Annotated in this window: 14 protein-coding genes and 1 pseudogene; 8 read left to right on the forward strand and 7 right to left on the reverse strand. The window is 42.6% G+C overall.

All coding sequences use genetic code 11. The features are described from left to right. Nucleotides 1–114: 114 nt before the first annotated feature. Together GVY04_10630 and GVY04_10635 are read right to left on the reverse strand one after the other, a co-directional pair. Entirely contained in the window at nt 115–519 is a 405-nt protein-coding gene (locus GVY04_10630; GenBank protein ID NBD16567.1) for a DUF1824 family protein, read from the reverse strand. Between the two features lie 15 nt (nt 520–534). Then, nucleotides 535–1,422 carry a mechanosensitive ion channel gene (locus tag GVY04_10635; GenBank protein NBD16568.1) on the reverse strand — a complete coding sequence of 296 codons (888 nt, stop codon included), beginning with the start codon at nt 1,420–1,422 and terminating at the stop codon, nt 535–537. Between the two features lie 53 nt (nt 1,423–1,475). On the opposite strand from GVY04_10635, the gene GVY04_10640 reads away from it, so the two are divergent. Then, entirely contained in the window at nt 1,476–1,745 is a 270-nt protein-coding gene (locus tag GVY04_10640; GenBank protein NBD16569.1) for a hypothetical protein, read from the forward strand. A gap of 195 nt (nt 1,746–1,940) precedes the next feature. Here the strand turns inward: GVY04_10640 and GVY04_10645 are convergent, their stop codons facing one another. After that, on the reverse strand, nt 1,941–2,450 hold the full coding sequence (locus GVY04_10645; protein NBD16570.1) for a pentapeptide repeat-containing protein: 510 nt from the start codon (nt 2,448–2,450) through the stop codon (nt 1,941–1,943). A 143-nt stretch (nt 2,451–2,593) separates the two neighbouring features. Between GVY04_10645 and GVY04_10650 the strand changes: the two genes are divergently transcribed. The 3 genes from GVY04_10650 (at nt 2,594) to GVY04_10660 (ending at nt 8,033) form a co-directional block, all read left to right on the forward strand. Beyond that, nucleotides 2,594–3,655, forward strand: coding sequence for an NTP transferase domain-containing protein (locus GVY04_10650; GenBank protein NBD16571.1), 1,062 nt, complete (start codon nt 2,594–2,596; stop codon nt 3,653–3,655). A 267-nt stretch (nt 3,656–3,922) separates the two neighbouring features. Then, nucleotides 3,923–7,174, forward strand: coding sequence for a carbamoyl-phosphate synthase large subunit (gene carB, locus GVY04_10655; GenBank protein NBD16572.1), 3,252 nt, complete (start codon nt 3,923–3,925; stop codon nt 7,172–7,174). A 118-nt stretch (nt 7,175–7,292) separates the two neighbouring features. Continuing rightward, entirely contained in the window at nt 7,293–8,033 is a 741-nt protein-coding gene (locus tag GVY04_10660) for a hypothetical protein (GenBank protein ID NBD16573.1), read from the forward strand. A gap of 81 nt (nt 8,034–8,114) precedes the next feature. Here GVY04_10660 and pdxA read toward each other — a convergent pair whose 3' ends face one another. Together pdxA and GVY04_10670 are read right to left on the reverse strand one after the other, a co-directional pair. Continuing rightward, the gene (gene pdxA / locus GVY04_10665; protein NBD16574.1) at nt 8,115–9,182 is read right to left on the reverse strand and encodes a 4-hydroxythreonine-4-phosphate dehydrogenase PdxA; all 1,068 of its coding nucleotides are present in this window, start codon (nt 9,180–9,182) and stop codon (nt 8,115–8,117) included. Next, nucleotides 9,179–10,114: a serine/threonine phosphatase gene (locus GVY04_10670; GenBank protein NBD16575.1), complete on the reverse strand. Its 936-nt coding sequence runs from the start codon at nt 10,112–10,114 to the stop codon at nt 9,179–9,181. The genes pdxA and GVY04_10670 overlap by 4 nt, the downstream gene beginning before the upstream one ends. Nucleotides 10,115–10,501: 387 nt before the next feature. Between GVY04_10670 and GVY04_10675 the strand changes: the two genes are divergently transcribed. Further along, the gene (locus GVY04_10675; GenBank protein ID NBD16576.1) at nt 10,502–11,257 is read left to right on the forward strand and encodes a response regulator; all 756 of its coding nucleotides are present in this window, start codon (nt 10,502–10,504) and stop codon (nt 11,255–11,257) included. A 256-nt stretch (nt 11,258–11,513) separates the two neighbouring features. Here GVY04_10675 and GVY04_10680 read toward each other — a convergent pair whose 3' ends face one another. After that, a complete protein-coding gene (locus GVY04_10680; GenBank protein NBD16577.1) occupies nt 11,514–12,224 on the reverse strand; it encodes a response regulator in 711 nt (236 codons plus the stop codon). Nucleotides 12,225–12,429: 205 nt separating this feature from the next. Beyond that, complete coding sequence (locus tag GVY04_10685) at nt 12,430–13,338, reverse strand: o-succinylbenzoate synthase (protein NBD16578.1); 909 nt, start codon at nt 13,336–13,338, stop codon at nt 12,430–12,432. A 61-nt stretch (nt 13,339–13,399) separates the two neighbouring features. Between GVY04_10685 and GVY04_10690 the strand changes: the two genes are divergently transcribed. From GVY04_10690 to GVY04_10700, 3 genes and pseudogenes are all read left to right on the forward strand, one after another. Then, nucleotides 13,400–14,695: a phosphopyruvate hydratase gene (locus tag GVY04_10690; protein NBD16579.1), complete on the forward strand. Its 1,296-nt coding sequence runs from the start codon at nt 13,400–13,402 to the stop codon at nt 14,693–14,695. Between the two features lie 98 nt (nt 14,696–14,793). Beyond that, nucleotides 14,794–15,036, forward strand: a pseudogene (locus tag GVY04_10695) (hydroxylamine reductase). 577 nt (nt 15,037–15,613) lie between these two features. Further along, complete coding sequence (locus GVY04_10700) at nt 15,614–16,645, forward strand: hypothetical protein (GenBank protein NBD16580.1); 1,032 nt, start codon at nt 15,614–15,616, stop codon at nt 16,643–16,645. Nucleotides 16,646–16,666 lie beyond the last annotated feature (21 nt).

A 16,666-nucleotide genomic window follows, 5' to 3' on the forward strand; every position in this document is an offset into this window, starting at 1 on the left:
CTGATTCAGCATTTTGTCTAAACCCTTTTCTGTTACTTTCCAAATCAAAAGATTATCCAGAGCTATGATTATTCTCCTAGCTAACTTTTGTCAGTCAATCAGCATCAGCCCTGACTACTCAGCAAATAAATTTAACGGTAAATGACCATAAACTCCTGCAATCAAATCATCTTCGGCTTGGCAAGAGACTAAAACGCCACGATATTCTCCTGTATAATTATCTTGATAAAATCCCATTTGCTTCGTACTAAATTTAATATAAACAGGAGTATTCACAGCCAAAACCTGCTCAAAATTAATCCGATTAATATCATATCCTAAAGCGCTGAGATAGCTTTTCAGTGCTTTAATCGCTTGCTCAGTATTATCGGCACAGATTCCTAAATTTTCCCACTCTGATTCCTGCACAATTTGTTGAATGGCCGTTTGTAATTCTTCTTTTTCTTGTTCCGTTTTAACTGATTTTTGTTCGGTACAACTGTATTGATCTAATAGTTTTCTAGCTTGCGTCAGTTCCATATCTAATTTCAATTATTAATTCTCAATATCTTGACCATTAATTGGTAAATAATCATTAAATCTTTGTTGATCGTAATAGTAAACAGTGCGAATTGGATAGGGAATATTAATATCCGCTTCATCGAACACGCGTTTAATTGCAATAATGGCTTTAGTTTGAACACGACGCACAATATTTTGTTGAGGAATGGTCCAGTATCTCACTACAAAGTCGATGGAACTATCGCCAAAGCTGACTAAATCAATTTCTGGCTGCGGTTGTTCTAACACCCCTTCCACTGCTTGAATGGTCTCTCTCAGGAGTTGAGCGGCCATTGGTAAGGGGGTATTATAGTCCACACCAACGCCTAAATCAGTGCGTCGATAGTCATAAGCGGTGCGAACCTGGATTTCGTTGGTAAAAACAGTTGCATTGGGAACAATCACTTCTTCTCCTTGATAGGTCCGAATGCGCGTGGTACGGATATCAATATGTTCAACGGTTCCCTCGTATCCGGCAACAATGATTTGATCGCCGATGCGAAAAGGTTCTTGCAATAAGAGTAAAATTCCCGCGAGAAAGTTTTTGAAAATATCTTGGAAGGCAAACCCAACCGCAACTGATCCTAGCCCCAGGGCAGCGATAATATCACCCAGACTTAATCCGGGAAACGCCACAACGCCAGCGAGTAAAACCCCTAGGGTTAAAGTTAAAATATAGCTGGTTTTTTCCAGTAACAGTTGTAGGGAGGCACTCGGAAGTGCTTTCTTGCCCACTTTACGCGCAACTTTATGAGTAACTTTTGCCGCATAACGGGCTAAGAAGAGGATAATAATTCCTGCAATCAGTCCGGGTAAAGCACGAATCAAACTGCCGACAATATCTTGCAGGCTGGTGATAATGGTATCTAAAATCCCACTCATTGATGATTTAGGGCTGTAGTAACGACTTTAGTTAGGATAATACGTTTTGGTCCATGGAAACATCGCAATCGATTTCTTCTGCCAGTGCCATTGCGCTGCAAAAAGAATTATCCCCGCAAGTCATCACCGATGACCAATTTCCGCAACCGATTCGCTACATCGCGGGTGTTGATGTGGGATTTAAGGATCGCTACCGCATTACACAAGCAGCTGTTGGGGTGTTGAGTTTTCCCACGTTAGAAAAAGTAGAATCCGCGATCGCGATTGGCACTGACGGATTTGCTCTCCTTGATGCGATCTATTTCGTCGTCTGGAAGCAGTAGATATTCTGCGTCAAGTTTGGTTACAGCAGGATTACCCGTCAAGCGAAGGAAAAGTGCAACTGCGAACCGAAAAAGATGGACCTCCTCATGCCAACAGGATTTTCTCCCTTTTCATGATTCAGGAAGATGATGAAGCTCTGGCCAAGGCTCGTGAGAGACAAAAGACGGCAGAATTTAAGAAGGAGTACTCCTTAATTAGCGACAGCCTAAACTGTCTCGAGTCGCAACGCCCGTTGTCGAATTAACGCCTTCTGCTCTTTGACACAATAATTTAATTTGGTAACGATTGATAATGGCATCAGTAAAATCCGCACCTGTAATTTTTGTGTCTTCAAAACTACTGCGAGTCATGACTGTTCCAATTAACACCGCATTAGTTAAATCGGCACCATCTAACACCACTCGATCCATTAAAGCACCACTTAAATTCGTATTAGATAAATCAGCATTAGTTAAGGTTCCTTTAGTAAACATTGCATTTTCCAAGTTAGAGCCACTAAAGTTGGTTCGACGCATTTGCGCAGCAGCAAAAACAGCCCCGACTAAATCTTTATGAGAAAAATCTCTTTCTGAAACCACAGTATGGGTATAATTAACGCTGTTATCTTGCGCCATTGCTGGTTTGGCATCCAGTAATATCCAAATTCCCGCTAAGAGGATCGCAATTGCCAGATAAAGAATTCGCTTGAGCATTTTTTGGACCATAATCTCTTCAATAATCAACGACGGCTTATTCCCCATCAATAACTATTTTTTCCTGTATTGTTTTGTTTTGATCATTTTCACTCTCTAACTTAATATTATCTCTTAAGATTAATGGAGACTCAATACAGCAGCATCATCAACCAATGGAAACTTCAATGATTCCTGTAATTCTTGCAGGCGGTAAAGGAGAACGCTTTTGGCCAGTTAGCCGCCGAGAACGTCCAAAACAATTTTTATCCCTTGATGGCAGTGGTCAGACTCTTTTGCAAGCAACAGCCAACCGACTGTTCCCGCTAACATCCGGATGGGAAAAAGTATGGGTGATTACATCGGAAATGTTAGCTTCAGGGGTACAAGAACAACTGCCAAATCTTCCCGCAGAAAATTGCCTAGTCGAACCGCAAGGTCGAGATACAGCGCCGGCTGTGGCGTGGGCAACCTTAGAAATAGCCCAACGGTACGGAGAAGATACAGTGATTGGTTTTTTCCCTGCGGATCATTGGGTGGGAGATCCGGCTAAGTTTCAACAGACGATCGCAGCAGGCGTGGAATTAGCCAAGGCAGAAAAAGTAATTGTGACCCTCGGGATGCAACCCAGCTATCCTGCCACGGGTTATGGTTATATCGAACAGGGGAAAAAGCTTGGTGAGTATCAAGGGTTATCCGCCTATAGTGTCACTCGCTTTACGGAAAAGCCTAATTATGAAACAGCGGAGTCTTTTATTGCGACCCAACGTTTTAGCTGGAATAGTGGGATGTTTATTTTTCGCGCTGGGGTGGTTTTACAAGAGTTAGCGCAAGAAGCACCGGAGATTCTGACGCCCTTACAGGAAAAGGGAAAAGCTGCTTATGCCAATCTCCCGAAAAATAGTATTGACTATGCCTTAATGGAAAAAACGCAACTGGCGTGTGTTCTCCCGAGTGAATTTAATTGGGATGACTTAGGAGATTGGAATGCACTCGAACGGTTGTTTCAAGGGGATCGGGAAAATGTTGAGATGGGAACGCATGTGGGGTTAGACACTAAAGGAACAATTGTTTATAGTAGCGATCCCGAAGAAGTAATTGTCACCTTAGGCTTAGAAGACGTAGTGATTGTGCGCGATCGCGGCGTGACCTTGGTCGTGAAAAAAGATCGCACTCAAGATATCAAAAAACTTCTGAAACAACTCCAAGCAGACAATCGTTTCGACAAGCTGTTATAGGAATTTCAATGATTTCCTGCTTTCTAGTCGAACTGAACAGGATCTTCAAGTCATCATGCTCTCTAAGCAAGGCGGGAATGCCGACATGATGACCAATTAATAATCAGCCACTGTTGGTTGTCTCAACTTGGATCTCGGTTACGACAACGGCACTTTCAACACACTTGCTTCCTTTTTTCATGGGGGACTAACTCACATTTATTTCAGAACGGCAGTTGTGATATAAAATAGTCTCGATTCCAACTGTGTTCTAGGCGCGAAAAGAATATGCCCCGTCGTACCGATCTAAAAAAAATTCTAGTCCTGGGTGCTGGTCCCATTGTTATCGGACAAGCCTGCGAATTTGACTATTCCGGGACGCAAGCCTGTAAAGCCCTACGCGAAGAAGGGTATGATGTGGTGTTGGTCAACTCAAACCCCGCAACGATTATGACTGACCCGGAGACGACGGAACGCACTTATATTGAACCCCTCACTCCAGAAATTGTCGAGAAAATTATTGCCAAAGAACGTCCGGATGCACTGCTTCCAACAATGGGGGGACAAACAGCATTGAATGTTGCGGTGGATTTGGCCAATGCTGGGGTTTTAGAAGCCTATAATGTAGATTTAATTGGTGCGAAACTGCCCGCGATTGAAATGGCAGAAGATCGCTTGCTGTTTAAAGAGGCGATGGCACGAATTGATATTCCCGTTTGTCCGTCGGGAATTGCCAGTAGTATTGAGCAAGCAAAGGTCATCGCGCAACAAGAAATTGGCAGTTATCCTATTATTATTCGTCCTGCTTATACCCTTGGGGGAAGTGGCGGGGGAATTGCTTATAATCAAGAAGAGTTTGAAGAAAAAGCCCAACTGGGGCTCGATGCCAGTCCCGTTTCCCAAATTCTCATTGAACGGTCTTTATTGGGTTGGAAAGAGTACGAGTTAGAAGTGATGCGCGATTTAGCGGATAATGTCGTAATTATCTGCTCGATCGAGAACCTGGATCCGATGGGTGTTCATACCGGCGACTCGATTACGGTTGCACCGGCGCAAACCTTGACGGATAAAGAATATCAACGGCTGCGGGATTATTCTAAGAAAATTATTCGTGAAATTGGCGTGGAAACTGGTGGATCCAATATTCAGTTTGCGGTGAATCCTGATGATGGGGAAGTCGTCGTGATTGAAATGAATCCCCGCGTTTCGCGATCCTCGGCGTTAGCCTCCAAAGCCACCGGATTTCCGATCGCGAAGTTTGCAGCAAAATTAGCTGTGGGCTATACCCTTGATGAAATTCCGAATGATATCACCAAGCAAACCCCCGCTTCCTTTGAACCGACCATTGATTATGTGGTGACTAAGATTCCCCGGTTTACCTTTGAGAAATTCCCCGGTTCTACCCCGAATTTAACCACGCAAATGAAGTCGGTGGGAGAGGCAATGGCAATCGGACGCACCTTCTGTGAATCCTTCCAAAAGGCGCTGCGATCGCTGGAAACAGGACGTATGGGGTGGGGATGCGATCAAAAAGAAATCCTACCCTCTCTGACACAGGTTCGTGCTAACTTACGCACCGCAACCCCAGAGCGCGTTTTTGCGGTTCGTCATGGGTTCCACTTAGGAATGACGGTAGAAGAGATTTATCGGTTAACCGGAATTGATCGCTGGTTTTTAAGCAATTTAGAACGAATGATTGCTAGTGAGAAGTTCCTGAAAGCAACGCCGTTAGATCAAATCACCGCCGAACAAATGCGGGAAATTAAACAGTTAGGCTTCAGTGACCCGCAAATTGCCTTTGCCACAAAAACCACAGAAGGAGAGGTTGCCGAAAAACGGCGGGAACTGAATGTTTTCCCTGTTTATAAAATGGTGGATACCTGTGCTGCAGAATTTGAAGCCTTTACCCCCTATTACTATTCCACCTATGAAGTGGGCGAATCGGAAGTCATTCCCTCTGAGAAGCCGAAAGTGATGATTTTAGGGGGAGGACCGAACCGCATTGGACAAGGGATTGAATTTGACTATTGTTGCTGTCATGCGTCTTTCTCACTGGGCGATGCAGGTTATGAGACGATTATGGTCAACTCTAACCCCGAAACCGTTTCTACCGATTATGACACCAGCGATCGGCTTTATTTTGAACCCCTCACGCGAGAAGATGTCTTTAATATTATTGCCGTAGAACGTCCACGGGGAATTATTATTCAATTTGGCGGACAAACGCCCTTAAAACTTGCCGTTTCTCTGGAAGAATATCTCCATCGCCATCAAGACACGATTCCTACCAAAATCTGGGGAACCTCTCCCGATTCCATTGATATTGCCGAAGATCGAGAACGGTTTGAACAAATTTTACGCCAGTTAGTGATTGATCAACCGCCCAATGGACTGGCGCGGAGTTATGATGAAGCCTTGGTGATTGCGGGGAATATTGGCTATCCCGTGGTTGTGCGTCCATCTTATGTTCTCGGGGGTCGCGCCATGGAAATTGTCTATTCTGATGAAGAATTAGAACATTACATGAATTTTGCAGTGCAGGTGGAACCGGAACATCCGATTCTGATTGATAAATTTTTAGAGAACGCAATTGAAGTTGATGTGGACGCGATCGCGGATCAAGAAGGGAATGTGGTCATTGGTGGCATTATGGAACACATTGAACAAGCTGGGATTCACTCTGGCGATTCCGCCTGTTCTCTCCCTTACGTCTCTCTCACCGATACCGTTCTCGCCACCATCCGCAAGGCAACTGCCCAACTGGCAACTGCGCTGAAAGTGGTGGGCTTGATGAACATTCAATTTGCAGTCCAAGGCGAAACGGTTTACATCCTAGAAGCCAACCCTCGCGCCTCTCGCACCGTTCCCTTTGTCTCCAAAGCAACAGGCTTTCCGCTAGCAAAAATTGCCTCTTTGATCATGTCCGGCAAAACCTTAGCCCAACTCAACTTCACCGAAGAACCGCGCCCTGACCATATCGCCGTCAAAGAAGCGGTGTTTCCCTTTGATAAATTCCCCGGTACCGATGTCATTTTAGGTCCCGAAATGCGTTCCACTGGGGAAGTGATGGGAATTGACTATGAGTTTGGAAAAGCCTTTGCCAAAGCCGAACTTGCAGCGGGTCAACGCTTACCTCTCTCGGGAACTGTTTTTGTCTCTACCAATAACCGCGATAAACCATCCGTCATTCCCGTCGTGAAAGATTTTATTGAACTGGGGTTTAATATTATTGCCACGGAAGGCACGAAAGCAGCTTTAGAAGCGGAAGGATTAGAGGTGGAACTCATTTTGAAACTCCACCAAGGTCGTCCTCACGTCTTGGATGCCATTAAAAACCGGAATATCCAACTGATTATCAATACCCCCACTGGACAAGAAGCGCAGACGGATGGTCAACTCATCCGGCGCACCGCATTAGCCTACAAAATTCCAGTGGTCACAACAATCGCGGGTGCAAGAGCAAATGTTGCTGCCATTCGGGCACTCCAATCGGGATCATTAGAGGTGAAGGCGTTACAAGAGTATATTCAAGCCGGGTGAAGATCAGCTGCGATCGCGCTTTAGCACTTTTATTATTATCTTGCTTCCGGTATTTCTGTTCTCCGCGCACGCTGTCGTTTTTTATTGCTCATTCTCAATTGTTCAGGTCAAAGTAAACATGTTAGATCAAGAGGGAATAAAAAACTATGTGACATTATATGGAGAGATTCTAAATCGACATCAAATCACTGCTTCTGATGACGATCTGAATAAAATTTATAACTTAATATTGCTAATCTTTAAACTTGATGATTTGTATGATTCTGCCAATGACGTACCTGATCAAGTTGAGTTAAATAAAATCAGAAAAGAGATGATTGCACTAATGCCTGATTGTCATCCGATTGCTATGAATGCAATTCAACTTGTGTTCACTGCAATGCATGATGAAGCTCATTCGGATTTAAGTCAATCTCTCAATTATTACTTAAATATTTGTGGCAAAAGTATCGGTGCTCAGCTTGTTTCTAGCTATTTAGCCAGTAAAGAAGGGATTGATTGGAAGATTTGGTTTTCAAATCTGATGGTTGAATTTAATAATGAAATCAATGATATTATTAGACTGGCTAATGATTATTTAGATATAACAGTTGATGTTAAAAGAATGTCGGAAGAGGTATCTCAAATCAAAGCCAAACATTTTTTCTCCAGTAAATTAGAATTCAAAAACTATTTATGCTATAGATATTTCTATCATAAAATTCGCTATTACCTTTATTTAGCTCGTTTTAAATATTTAAACCTTGCTTCGCAGTGGAGAGATTATTTAGTGGCTATCAACTGTGCAGAATCAGTACTTGATTTTGCGGTCAAAACTTATATTACTGACAAAAAATCAGGTCGAGAACCAGAGCATTAGCAATATGATTAGGGTCTGTTGAAAAAGTCACTTGGCGGGTTGAAGGGAGTGAATCGGGAATCGGGAATCAAAGATTCTCCTTCATTTCAAAACTGACAGACTACTAGGGTGGCGCGCTGACAACTCGGAAGCCAAATCAATAGCAGCTTTCAAACTCTGACAACTTGCCACTCCTTTTCCGGCAATGTCAAAAGCAGTACCATGATCAGGAGAAGTGCGAATAAACGGTAAGCCAATCGTCGTATTAATGGCTTCGTCAAATGCCATTAACTTGACTGGAATTAAACCTTGGTCATGATAAAGGGCAAGATAAGCATCCGCAGCACTCACACTTCCATCTTGAAACCAGGCATATCCGGGCTTGACCCACAAGGTATCAGGAGGAACCAATCCCACTAATTCCACATCCGGATCGGTCTCACGGGCTTGTTCCAGCCAGAGGGATAACCACTCTTGTTCCTCTGTTCCCAATTGTCCAGCTTCTCCACTGTGGGGATTTAAACCCGCGATCGCGATTTGCGGTTGGGCAATGCTGAAGTCTTGTTTGAGCGTCCGAATCAATAGGTCGAGCTTTTGCGTCATCAACGCTGGCGTTAAGGTCTGGGGAACTGCCTGCAGGGGAATATGAGTCGTTGCCAGAAGGGTGCGTAACGTCCAACCGGTATGGGGAGATTGCGCCACAAATAACATGCCAAACTGTTCGACGTTTGCGGCTTGCGCCAATACTTCCGTTTGTCCCGGATAATAATGTCCGGCTAACTTCCAAGCAGATTTCGCGATTGGGGAGGTAACAATGCCATCAAAGTTTCCCTTGAGTGTTTCTTGAATCGCCGTATTGAGGTAAGCAAAACTGGCTGCGCCACTGGCAGCATTCCCTAAACCCAATTCAATTTGTTCGATTGTGTTACGAGACAGAGGAACGTCTAACAGGTCAATTTCATCAACAGACGCTAAATCTTCCTGATGGCGTAGTTGCTGGGCTGTTCTTTCCAGCAGCGATCGCGTCCCCACTACTGTGATCTGACATCGTTCGGTCAAAGCCCGATCAGCCAGGGCTTTTAAAACAATTTCCGGTCCAATCCCTGCCGGATCTCCCAACGTGAGAGCTAAACGAGGATACGCTTCACGCTTCATCATGTCTTCCCTCATGCACAAGGACGAAGTTTAAAGTTTACAACGACCGCTGTTATGTTGTCATGACCCTGTTGAATCTTGGCAAAATGAATGAGATCTAACAGGCCTTGTTCTAAATTTACCTTTGATTGCAATAAAGGCATCAAACAATTCTTCCCTTGTTCTTCTAAGAAATCTCCATCTGATAGACCATCACTACATAAAATTAATAAACTATCTTCCTGGACTTCTAAAAATTGGATATCAGGTTCCACCTTGCTATTCTTGCGGGGTCCTAAGGCTTGGGTCAATTGATACGCATTAGTCAGATTATAAGCATCTTCTGGGGCAACTCCCTTTGCAATCTCCTCTTGACCTACCTCATGATCCACTGTTAACTGTAAAAGATGGCCATAGCGATTCATTTGATAAGCGCGAGAATCTCCTACGTGCGCAATAACTAGCTGCGTATCTTGAACAAGCGCCATGACTAACGTTGTTCCCATACGCCCTGATCCTGACCGCGCTTTTTCCTGGTTCACTTCATAAATTTTCTCATTTGCTAATAAAATCCCTTCCCGAATCGTCTCTTCATTAGGAAGTTCATCCTGCCAATGCTTTTCAAAATAGCGTTGGAGGATTTCCACTGCCATGGTACTTGCCACCTCTCCTGCCGAATGTCCTCCCATCCCATCGCAGACAACATATAATCCTCTAACTTGTGTTGTTGCCCCTTGCGGTGACTCTTCCTTACGAATTTGTGTATAAATCCCATAATAATCTTCATTATGGCGACGACGACCAATGTCAGTGCCCCCAGCTTGATCTAACCGGTCTAGTTGCATGGCAAGAGCCAATGTGGGAATCTCTTCCGCATCTGTCATTAAATCGCCTAAAGCTAATTTAGCATCTTTTTCAAAACTATCTTCATTGGGGGGGGATTGATTATAATTTTCGGTTGAGCTCATTGTTAGTTACACGATTCTGAATGTAAAACGATTGAGTGATGTCAGATGCCGAATATCAAGCAGTTTTCTGTAAGTGAGGATAGCATAGTAGATCAAGGGATTGACACGGGACAGTTAATGAGTAAATATTTCTTGTTAACTCTCCTTATGAATCGCTAGAATCTTAATAAAGAGAACCAAATTATTAGTGAAGTTTCAGGCACTCGACAGTTATCTCCTCTGATTCTCAGAACGAATGTGTTGCTAAGTTACAAATCATTAACGACACAGACTAGGGGATAGCTTTCTGTTACTTTAACTATTGTCTACTCTTAGCTTTTACTCTCCTCTCCCTCTAATTTGACACATTTTTAAAACCTTGAAATTTAAATCTCTCATAAATAGTTTATGACGTATAAAATTTTAGTAATTGATGACAAAGATTTCATCCGACAAAAAATTGTTGAACTGCTTACCAATGAACAGTTTGAAGTTATACAAGCAGTTAATGGTAAGCAAGGAGTGCAATTAGCAATCCGAGAACAACCTCACCTCATTATTTGTGATATTGTAATGCCTGACTTAAGGGGTGATCAAGTCTTAGAAAAATTAAGACAAATCTCGGAAACCAGTTCAATTCCTTTTATTTTTTTAACTGCTCGATCCAATCACTCATCGCGTTGGCAAGCGGGAAAGCTCGGTCTCGATGATTATTTGGTTAAACCTTTTACAAAAGAGGAGCTGATCAGAGCTGTTCGTAGCCGTTTGCAGAAGCAGACCTTTTTTCTGGCTCAACTCAATTCCTGTTATGAACAAGTGAAGCAATTAAAACATAAAAATCAACAGATAGAAAACCGAAAAGAAGTGGAAGAAGAAATCATTAGCAATTTTGTTGAAGATTTGCGAGGAAACTTTAGCAAGCTTAACTTAGCTGTTCAGTTACTCAAAAAAGAAGCGAGTCCCGAGAAGCGAGCTCGTTATATTGCTATTTTAGAACAGGAACTGGCTTCAGAGCTCCAGCTTTTAAATAAGGTTTCTCATCTCCAAACTCTCATGAAGTCTGAAGATTTCAGTTTCCTTGAACAATATAAATTCCTAGACAACAGTAATGAAAATGAGGCTGAACAGACTTCACCTGGTGCTACGATTCAGCAAGAATATTAGCACCTCAAAGAGGAAATTTCCTCACGGGGTGACAACCCGGGTCTGATTGAGACTGGGGTTAGGTTTTCGGGAACAAGACGTCGACATCTCGATGCCGAAAAACCGCTGCATTGGCTTTTGGGATTAGGTCGAACCGGATTTGTTAGGTCAGAAGCCAGTCACGATGAAGAAATTTCCCCATCACCTAAACCCGTTAGGTCATAGGGTGTTAGCCCGCGCTGCTAGGAAGACCAAGCCGAAGGCATTACTTTGCGACCTAACTTTTAAGTTCTAATTCTGAGGTGATGTTGGGCCGATAGCCCCTTTGATAAGCAAAATAACTGAGTTGAGTACGATTCTTAAGGTTTAACTTACTCAGAATATTGCTGAGATGAGTTTGAACCGTCCGGGGACTAATATATAGACGCTGGCTGATTTCTTTGTTCGTAAATCCTTGAATGACTTTCCAGAAGACCCGTTCTTCGGCAGAGGTGAGGAAAAGGAGATCGTCTGTCGGTACAAGATCAGGAGAGTCAAGGTTTGTGGCTTCAGCTTTCTCACTTAAGTTTATGTCGGTTTGCTGAGTTTGTAAAAGCCTTACTATTTCAGCATTAACACGGTCCGCTCTTTCAAGATGCAGTTGAATTCTTAAATTCAGTTCTTCGAGCTTGACGGGTTTAGTAATATAATCGTCAGCCCTAAGGGCTTGCGCTTTTTCTAGATCTTGAAGCTGACTTTTAGCGGTTAAGAAAATAAAGGGTACGAGTTGACCGTCGGCGCGCGATCGCACTTGACGACAGAAGCTAAACCCATCCATCCCTGGCATAGCCACATCGGATAGAATGAGATGCGGTTGGAAACTCTCGTATTTACTTAAACCTTCTTGTCCTGATCGGGCTTCTTGAACGAAATAGTGACGTTGGATGAAATCAACGGTTAATGCTTGTCGAAACACTAGATCGTTATCGACAACAAGTATCTTTTTCATGGTTTGATCTTAGATTATTGTGATATAAATCATTATAGTATTATTATACAGATCATACAAACTAAAAAAGAATCTCACTAACTTCCTTTATGAACTATGGCAGACATGACAGCGCGATCTCAAGGAGTGAGAAGCCGAGTCGGATTCAGATTGGGGTTAGGTTTTCCGGATTCGGGGTTCGGGCGTGGGGTTAATTGGTAACTAATCACTGTTCAAACCAAGCATCAATCCCAAACCCCAGTGCCCGCTTTGGCTTCAGTTCTCTCGCCAGTCGAAACACAGCTTCTCTTGCCACAGTCGTTTCCATGACCGAAGAAAATACCAGATCCAGTGAATACTGTTGACATAAGTCTCGCAGTAAACGCGGCGATCCCGCGATCGCGCACTTGAGCACAAAAATACCGCGCCATCCTCTTTCATAGCAAGCTTGCAACTGTCGCAACGTTCCCACTGATTCATCTAAGGCAATCGGGGTTTTAAAGGTTGCTGCAAGTTCCTGCATCTGCTCAAACTGATGGGGCGGAAGGGGTTGTTCGATAAATTCCACTTTCCCCGATACATCCGCCTTTTGCAACCACTGTTGCGTTTCTTGCAGCGTTAACCCGCCATTAGCATCAAGCCGTAATTGCATTTGATCCGGAAGAGCCTGGGTTAACTGTTCAAACCAAGCCAACTCTTCTGCTAAAGAGAAAACGCCAATTTTCCATTTGAACGTCTGTTGTCCCTGTTGCCAAGGGGATTGCCAGGCTTGTAATCCCTCTTCTCCCGCCGGTAAGAGAGTACTTAAGGATAACTCTTTTTCTGGCGTTTCTTCAGGGAAAAAATTTTCTAAAGCCGACTCAAAAGCAAACTGACAAGCAGGCAATTTTTCAGGAATCTCCCTGATTTCTGTTGCTGTAATCCCTTGGGAATATTGAGAACAAAAAGCAAGTGCTTGGTCTAAAGTTTCGGAACCAAAACGAGGAAGTGGGGCAATTTCACCATAACTGATCTGTCCTTCTGGATCTTGCAAAGCAATCATAATTCCTTCGCGAATTTTCCATTCTCCAGAACTGGTTTTCAAAGGACGGTAAAACGGTCGTTTATAGGCGGTAAATAATAATTGATAATTAATAACTAATAATTGATAATTAAATGTATTGTTCATTTTAACCGGTTACTCAGAGGAAAACGCCATGTATAACCCAGATAGTGCCATTGAAGCCATCCAAGCCCGAGAAATCCTAGATTCACGAGGAAGACCGACTGTGGAAGCACAGGTGCAGTTAACCAGTGGTGCGATGGGGTTAGCACAAGTACCCAGCGGCGCGTCCACGGGTAGCTTTGAAGCCCACGAATTGCGAGATGGCGATCAACGCTATGGCGGAAAAGGGGTTCTTAAAGCAGTAGAGAACATTCAAGATAAACTGGCACCTGCTTTGATGGACTTAGATGCCCTGGATCAGGTCTTAATTGATCAAACGATGCGTGACCAAGATGGGTCGGAAAATAAGTCCAATCTTGGCGCAAATGCGATTTTAGCCGTGTCTCTGGCAACCGCCAAAGCAGCAGCCGATCATTTAATGCTTCCCCTCTATCGCTACTTAGGGGGACCAATGGCAAATGTCCTCCCCGTTCCCTTTATGAATGTCATTAATGGCGGTGAACACGCATCCAATAATGTGGATTTTCAGGAATTTATGATTGTGCCCATTGGTGCGCCCACATTTGGTGAAGCCTTGCGTTGGGGGGCAGAAATTTTTAGTGCGTTGAGTAAAGTGTTAGATTCCAAAGGTTTACTAACTGGGGTTGGTGACGAAGGCGGATTTGCGCCCAATTTAGATTCCAATCGTGCTGCACTGGAAATTCTCATGGTTGCCATTGAAAAAGCAGGCTATCAACCCGGCAAACAAATTGGTTTGGCCTTAGATGTAGCAGCCAGTGAATTTTATCAAGATGGCAAGTATATCTATGAAGGAAGTGAACATTCGCCAGCAGAATTAATTAATTATCTCAATGATTTAGCGAGCGATTATCCGATTATTTCCATTGAAGATGGGTTATATGAAGATGACTGGGATAATTGGCGAATCCTTACAGAAAAACTGGGATTACGGACGCAATTAGTCGGCGACGACCTCTTTGTCACTAATCCGATCCGTCTGCAAAAAGGAATTGAAACCGATTCTGGAAACGCAATTTTAATTAAGCTCAACCAAATTGGGACCCTTAGCGAAACCCTAGAAACAATTGATCTCGCCCATCGTCATCAGTATAGCTGTATGATTAGTCATCGTTCAGGAGAAACCGAAGATACCACCATTGCTGACTTAGCAGTGGCAACCCGCGCCGGACAAATCAAAACCGGTTCCCTCTCTCGTAGCGAACGCATTGCCAAGTATAACCAGTTACTACGGATTGAACAAGAACTCGGCGATCGCGCTGTTTATGCCCCCACTGCTGGCTGGGGTCCTCGTTTCGGACGCGATTAACCCCCTCTCAATTAGCTTGATTCCCCCACTTGGGGGAACTTTCGTTTTGAGGGATTAACCAATGACTAATGACCAATGACGCTTTTTTTACCCTTGCCTTAGCTAATGCCTTCTCCGTCGATGTTAATGAATTACCCCTATCGATGATTCTGTCTTGGTACGAACAAAAAGCCGTTGCCATTTTGTTGACCTTACTCTATCTTGGCATTAAAGATATTCGCTTGGGTTCCACCTTACCGGCTTTTATTTCCCAGAATGTTTTTCAACTTTTATCCCAACAGTACAACTTGAAAAAAATCTCGACGCCTGAACAAGATTTAGCCGCTTGTTTGCAACACTAGGCTTGGTTGATTGTAGTTGCTAATTTTCCGAGTGAATTTAACGTTTAAAGTATTCAACCAGATAATCTAACAAACAATGGAGGATAAAAGAATTATCCTCCGCTGTCATCAAAACTGATAAATACTGTTCAGTGAAACTTTCTTGTGAAGTTTATTCTCTTAAACTTTCTTAAAAAGAAGTAATATAATTTTAAGTAAATTTTTATTGCTTTTATAAAGTAAAAAAATAACTTTAGATATACTGAATTTATATCAGTAAAAGCCGATTTCTGATTGCCTCTACCAAGCTTAGTGGATGTAAATCTTGTAATTTAAAACCTCTTAAATTCCTGTCAGTTTATAAATCCAGGCTTCATTGTCGTGGCATTTTATCAAATTTCCCCAAAATTTAGTAAAAGAGATAATTTCAGCTAGAGAGTAATTTAAATTTTAAGCTGAGAGCGTTACCAAAAGATATGCCAATTAAGCCATCCAATAATTTACTTATACAAAGTGAAGTGATTATAAAACTTTGCAAAGCAAACACGATTGTAACGTAAAAATCTTATTTTTCACTTGATTGACATGGAGATTAAAAATGCCAAACAAAATGTATGTTGCAAGAGCGCCTATTAATGGAGGACAGCTAGTTTCTCCTTACATAAAAGATGAGTCTGCAGTTATTAATCCTGCCGAAGATATTACTGTATCAATCACAACCGTATCTCAGCAACTTTACACAAAGTATGCTGAACATTACAAAGCTGGTGAATATGATAACGATTACTTTATACTTTTGAGTACAATCGGGATAGGAAACCAAGATGAACCAACACTTAAGGTACACGAAATACAACATATCGACACAATAGATCGTGATATCACAGACCTATGGGCTGATACTGTACTTGCTATCGAGGATTTTGGAAAAGATGATAGTACAAAGAGAATATACTTGTCATTTCACACCTTTTGTCAAAACTTAGGAGGGTCAAGTTTTGATAAACTGAAAAACTCTTTCTCGAAAATTATCGGTCTAACCGGTTCAATTTTTCCAGGGCTTGCCCCCTGGACATCTATTGGTAGAGTTGTCGTTGATGGAGTTAATAACATTCTCCATAAATTGATCAACATTAAAGGAGAAACAAAATCTGTAACATTTTCATTTTATCCATTCGATTCTGATGCTACAGGCGATGCCCCTTTACAAACTGGCTCTTTTGTTATGTTTTTTGAAGAAACTGAAATTGATAACCTGCGTTTAGAAAACAACGGAATTGTGTATTCGACAACGGGCAAAGATGTCAATCCATATATAGTTGTCAATGTTAAAAATAAATTAGTCCTTTCACCAGAGCAACTCAAGACAAGTGCTGCTGTTGAAATATTAGACAAATATAATTCTGGCTATGGCTATCCTTTGCCAAAAGAAAGAGAACCTGCACTTAAATATTTGGATGCACTTTTAGAATTTGGCAATTCCTACAAATTGGCACAGTACACTGACAGGTATTTTCAACTCAAGCGCAAAGGTGCACAACGTACTGATGCAGAAAACAAGCGATTTAATAAGTTGAGTCAAATCTTGAAGACTGAGTATAAAGACTGGGATTCTGAGCCTAATCTTTAAGAGAGTGCTTATAAAAAGAAA

The organism is Cyanobacteria bacterium GSL.Bin1 (assembly GCA_009909085.1).
Lineage (GTDB): Bacteria > Cyanobacteriota > Cyanobacteriia > Cyanobacteriales > Rubidibacteraceae > Halothece.

What these genes read in the sequence shown, in the direction of transcription:
- GVY04_10630 (NBD16567.1), bottom strand. Translation starts at nt 519, where the DNA reads ATGGAACTGACGCAAGCTAGAAAACTATTAGATCAATACAGTTGTACC.
- GVY04_10635 (NBD16568.1), bottom strand. Translation starts at nt 1,422, where the DNA reads ATGAGTGGGATTTTAGATACCATTATCACCAGCCTGCAAGATATTGTC.
- GVY04_10640 (NBD16569.1), top strand. Translation starts at nt 1,476, where the DNA reads ATGGAAACATCGCAATCGATTTCTTCTGCCAGTGCCATTGCGCTGCAA.
- GVY04_10645 (NBD16570.1), bottom strand. Translation starts at nt 2,450, where the DNA reads ATGGTCCAAAAAATGCTCAAGCGAATTCTTTATCTGGCAATTGCGATC.
- GVY04_10650 (NBD16571.1), top strand. Translation starts at nt 2,594, where the DNA reads ATGGAAACTTCAATGATTCCTGTAATTCTTGCAGGCGGTAAAGGAGAA.
- carB (NBD16572.1), top strand. Translation starts at nt 3,923, where the DNA reads ATGCCCCGTCGTACCGATCTAAAAAAAATTCTAGTCCTGGGTGCTGGT.
- GVY04_10660 (NBD16573.1), top strand. Translation starts at nt 7,293, where the DNA reads ATGTTAGATCAAGAGGGAATAAAAAACTATGTGACATTATATGGAGAG.
- pdxA (NBD16574.1), bottom strand. Translation starts at nt 9,182, where the DNA reads ATGAGGGAAGACATGATGAAGCGTGAAGCGTATCCTCGTTTAGCTCTC.
- GVY04_10670 (NBD16575.1), bottom strand. Translation starts at nt 10,114, where the DNA reads ATGAGCTCAACCGAAAATTATAATCAATCCCCCCCCAATGAAGATAGT.
- GVY04_10675 (NBD16576.1), top strand. Translation starts at nt 10,502, where the DNA reads ATGACGTATAAAATTTTAGTAATTGATGACAAAGATTTCATCCGACAA.
- GVY04_10680 (NBD16577.1), bottom strand. Translation starts at nt 12,224, where the DNA reads ATGAAAAAGATACTTGTTGTCGATAACGATCTAGTGTTTCGACAAGCA.
- GVY04_10690 (NBD16579.1), top strand. Translation starts at nt 13,400, where the DNA reads ATGTATAACCCAGATAGTGCCATTGAAGCCATCCAAGCCCGAGAAATC.
- GVY04_10700 (NBD16580.1), top strand. Translation starts at nt 15,614, where the DNA reads ATGCCAAACAAAATGTATGTTGCAAGAGCGCCTATTAATGGAGGACAG.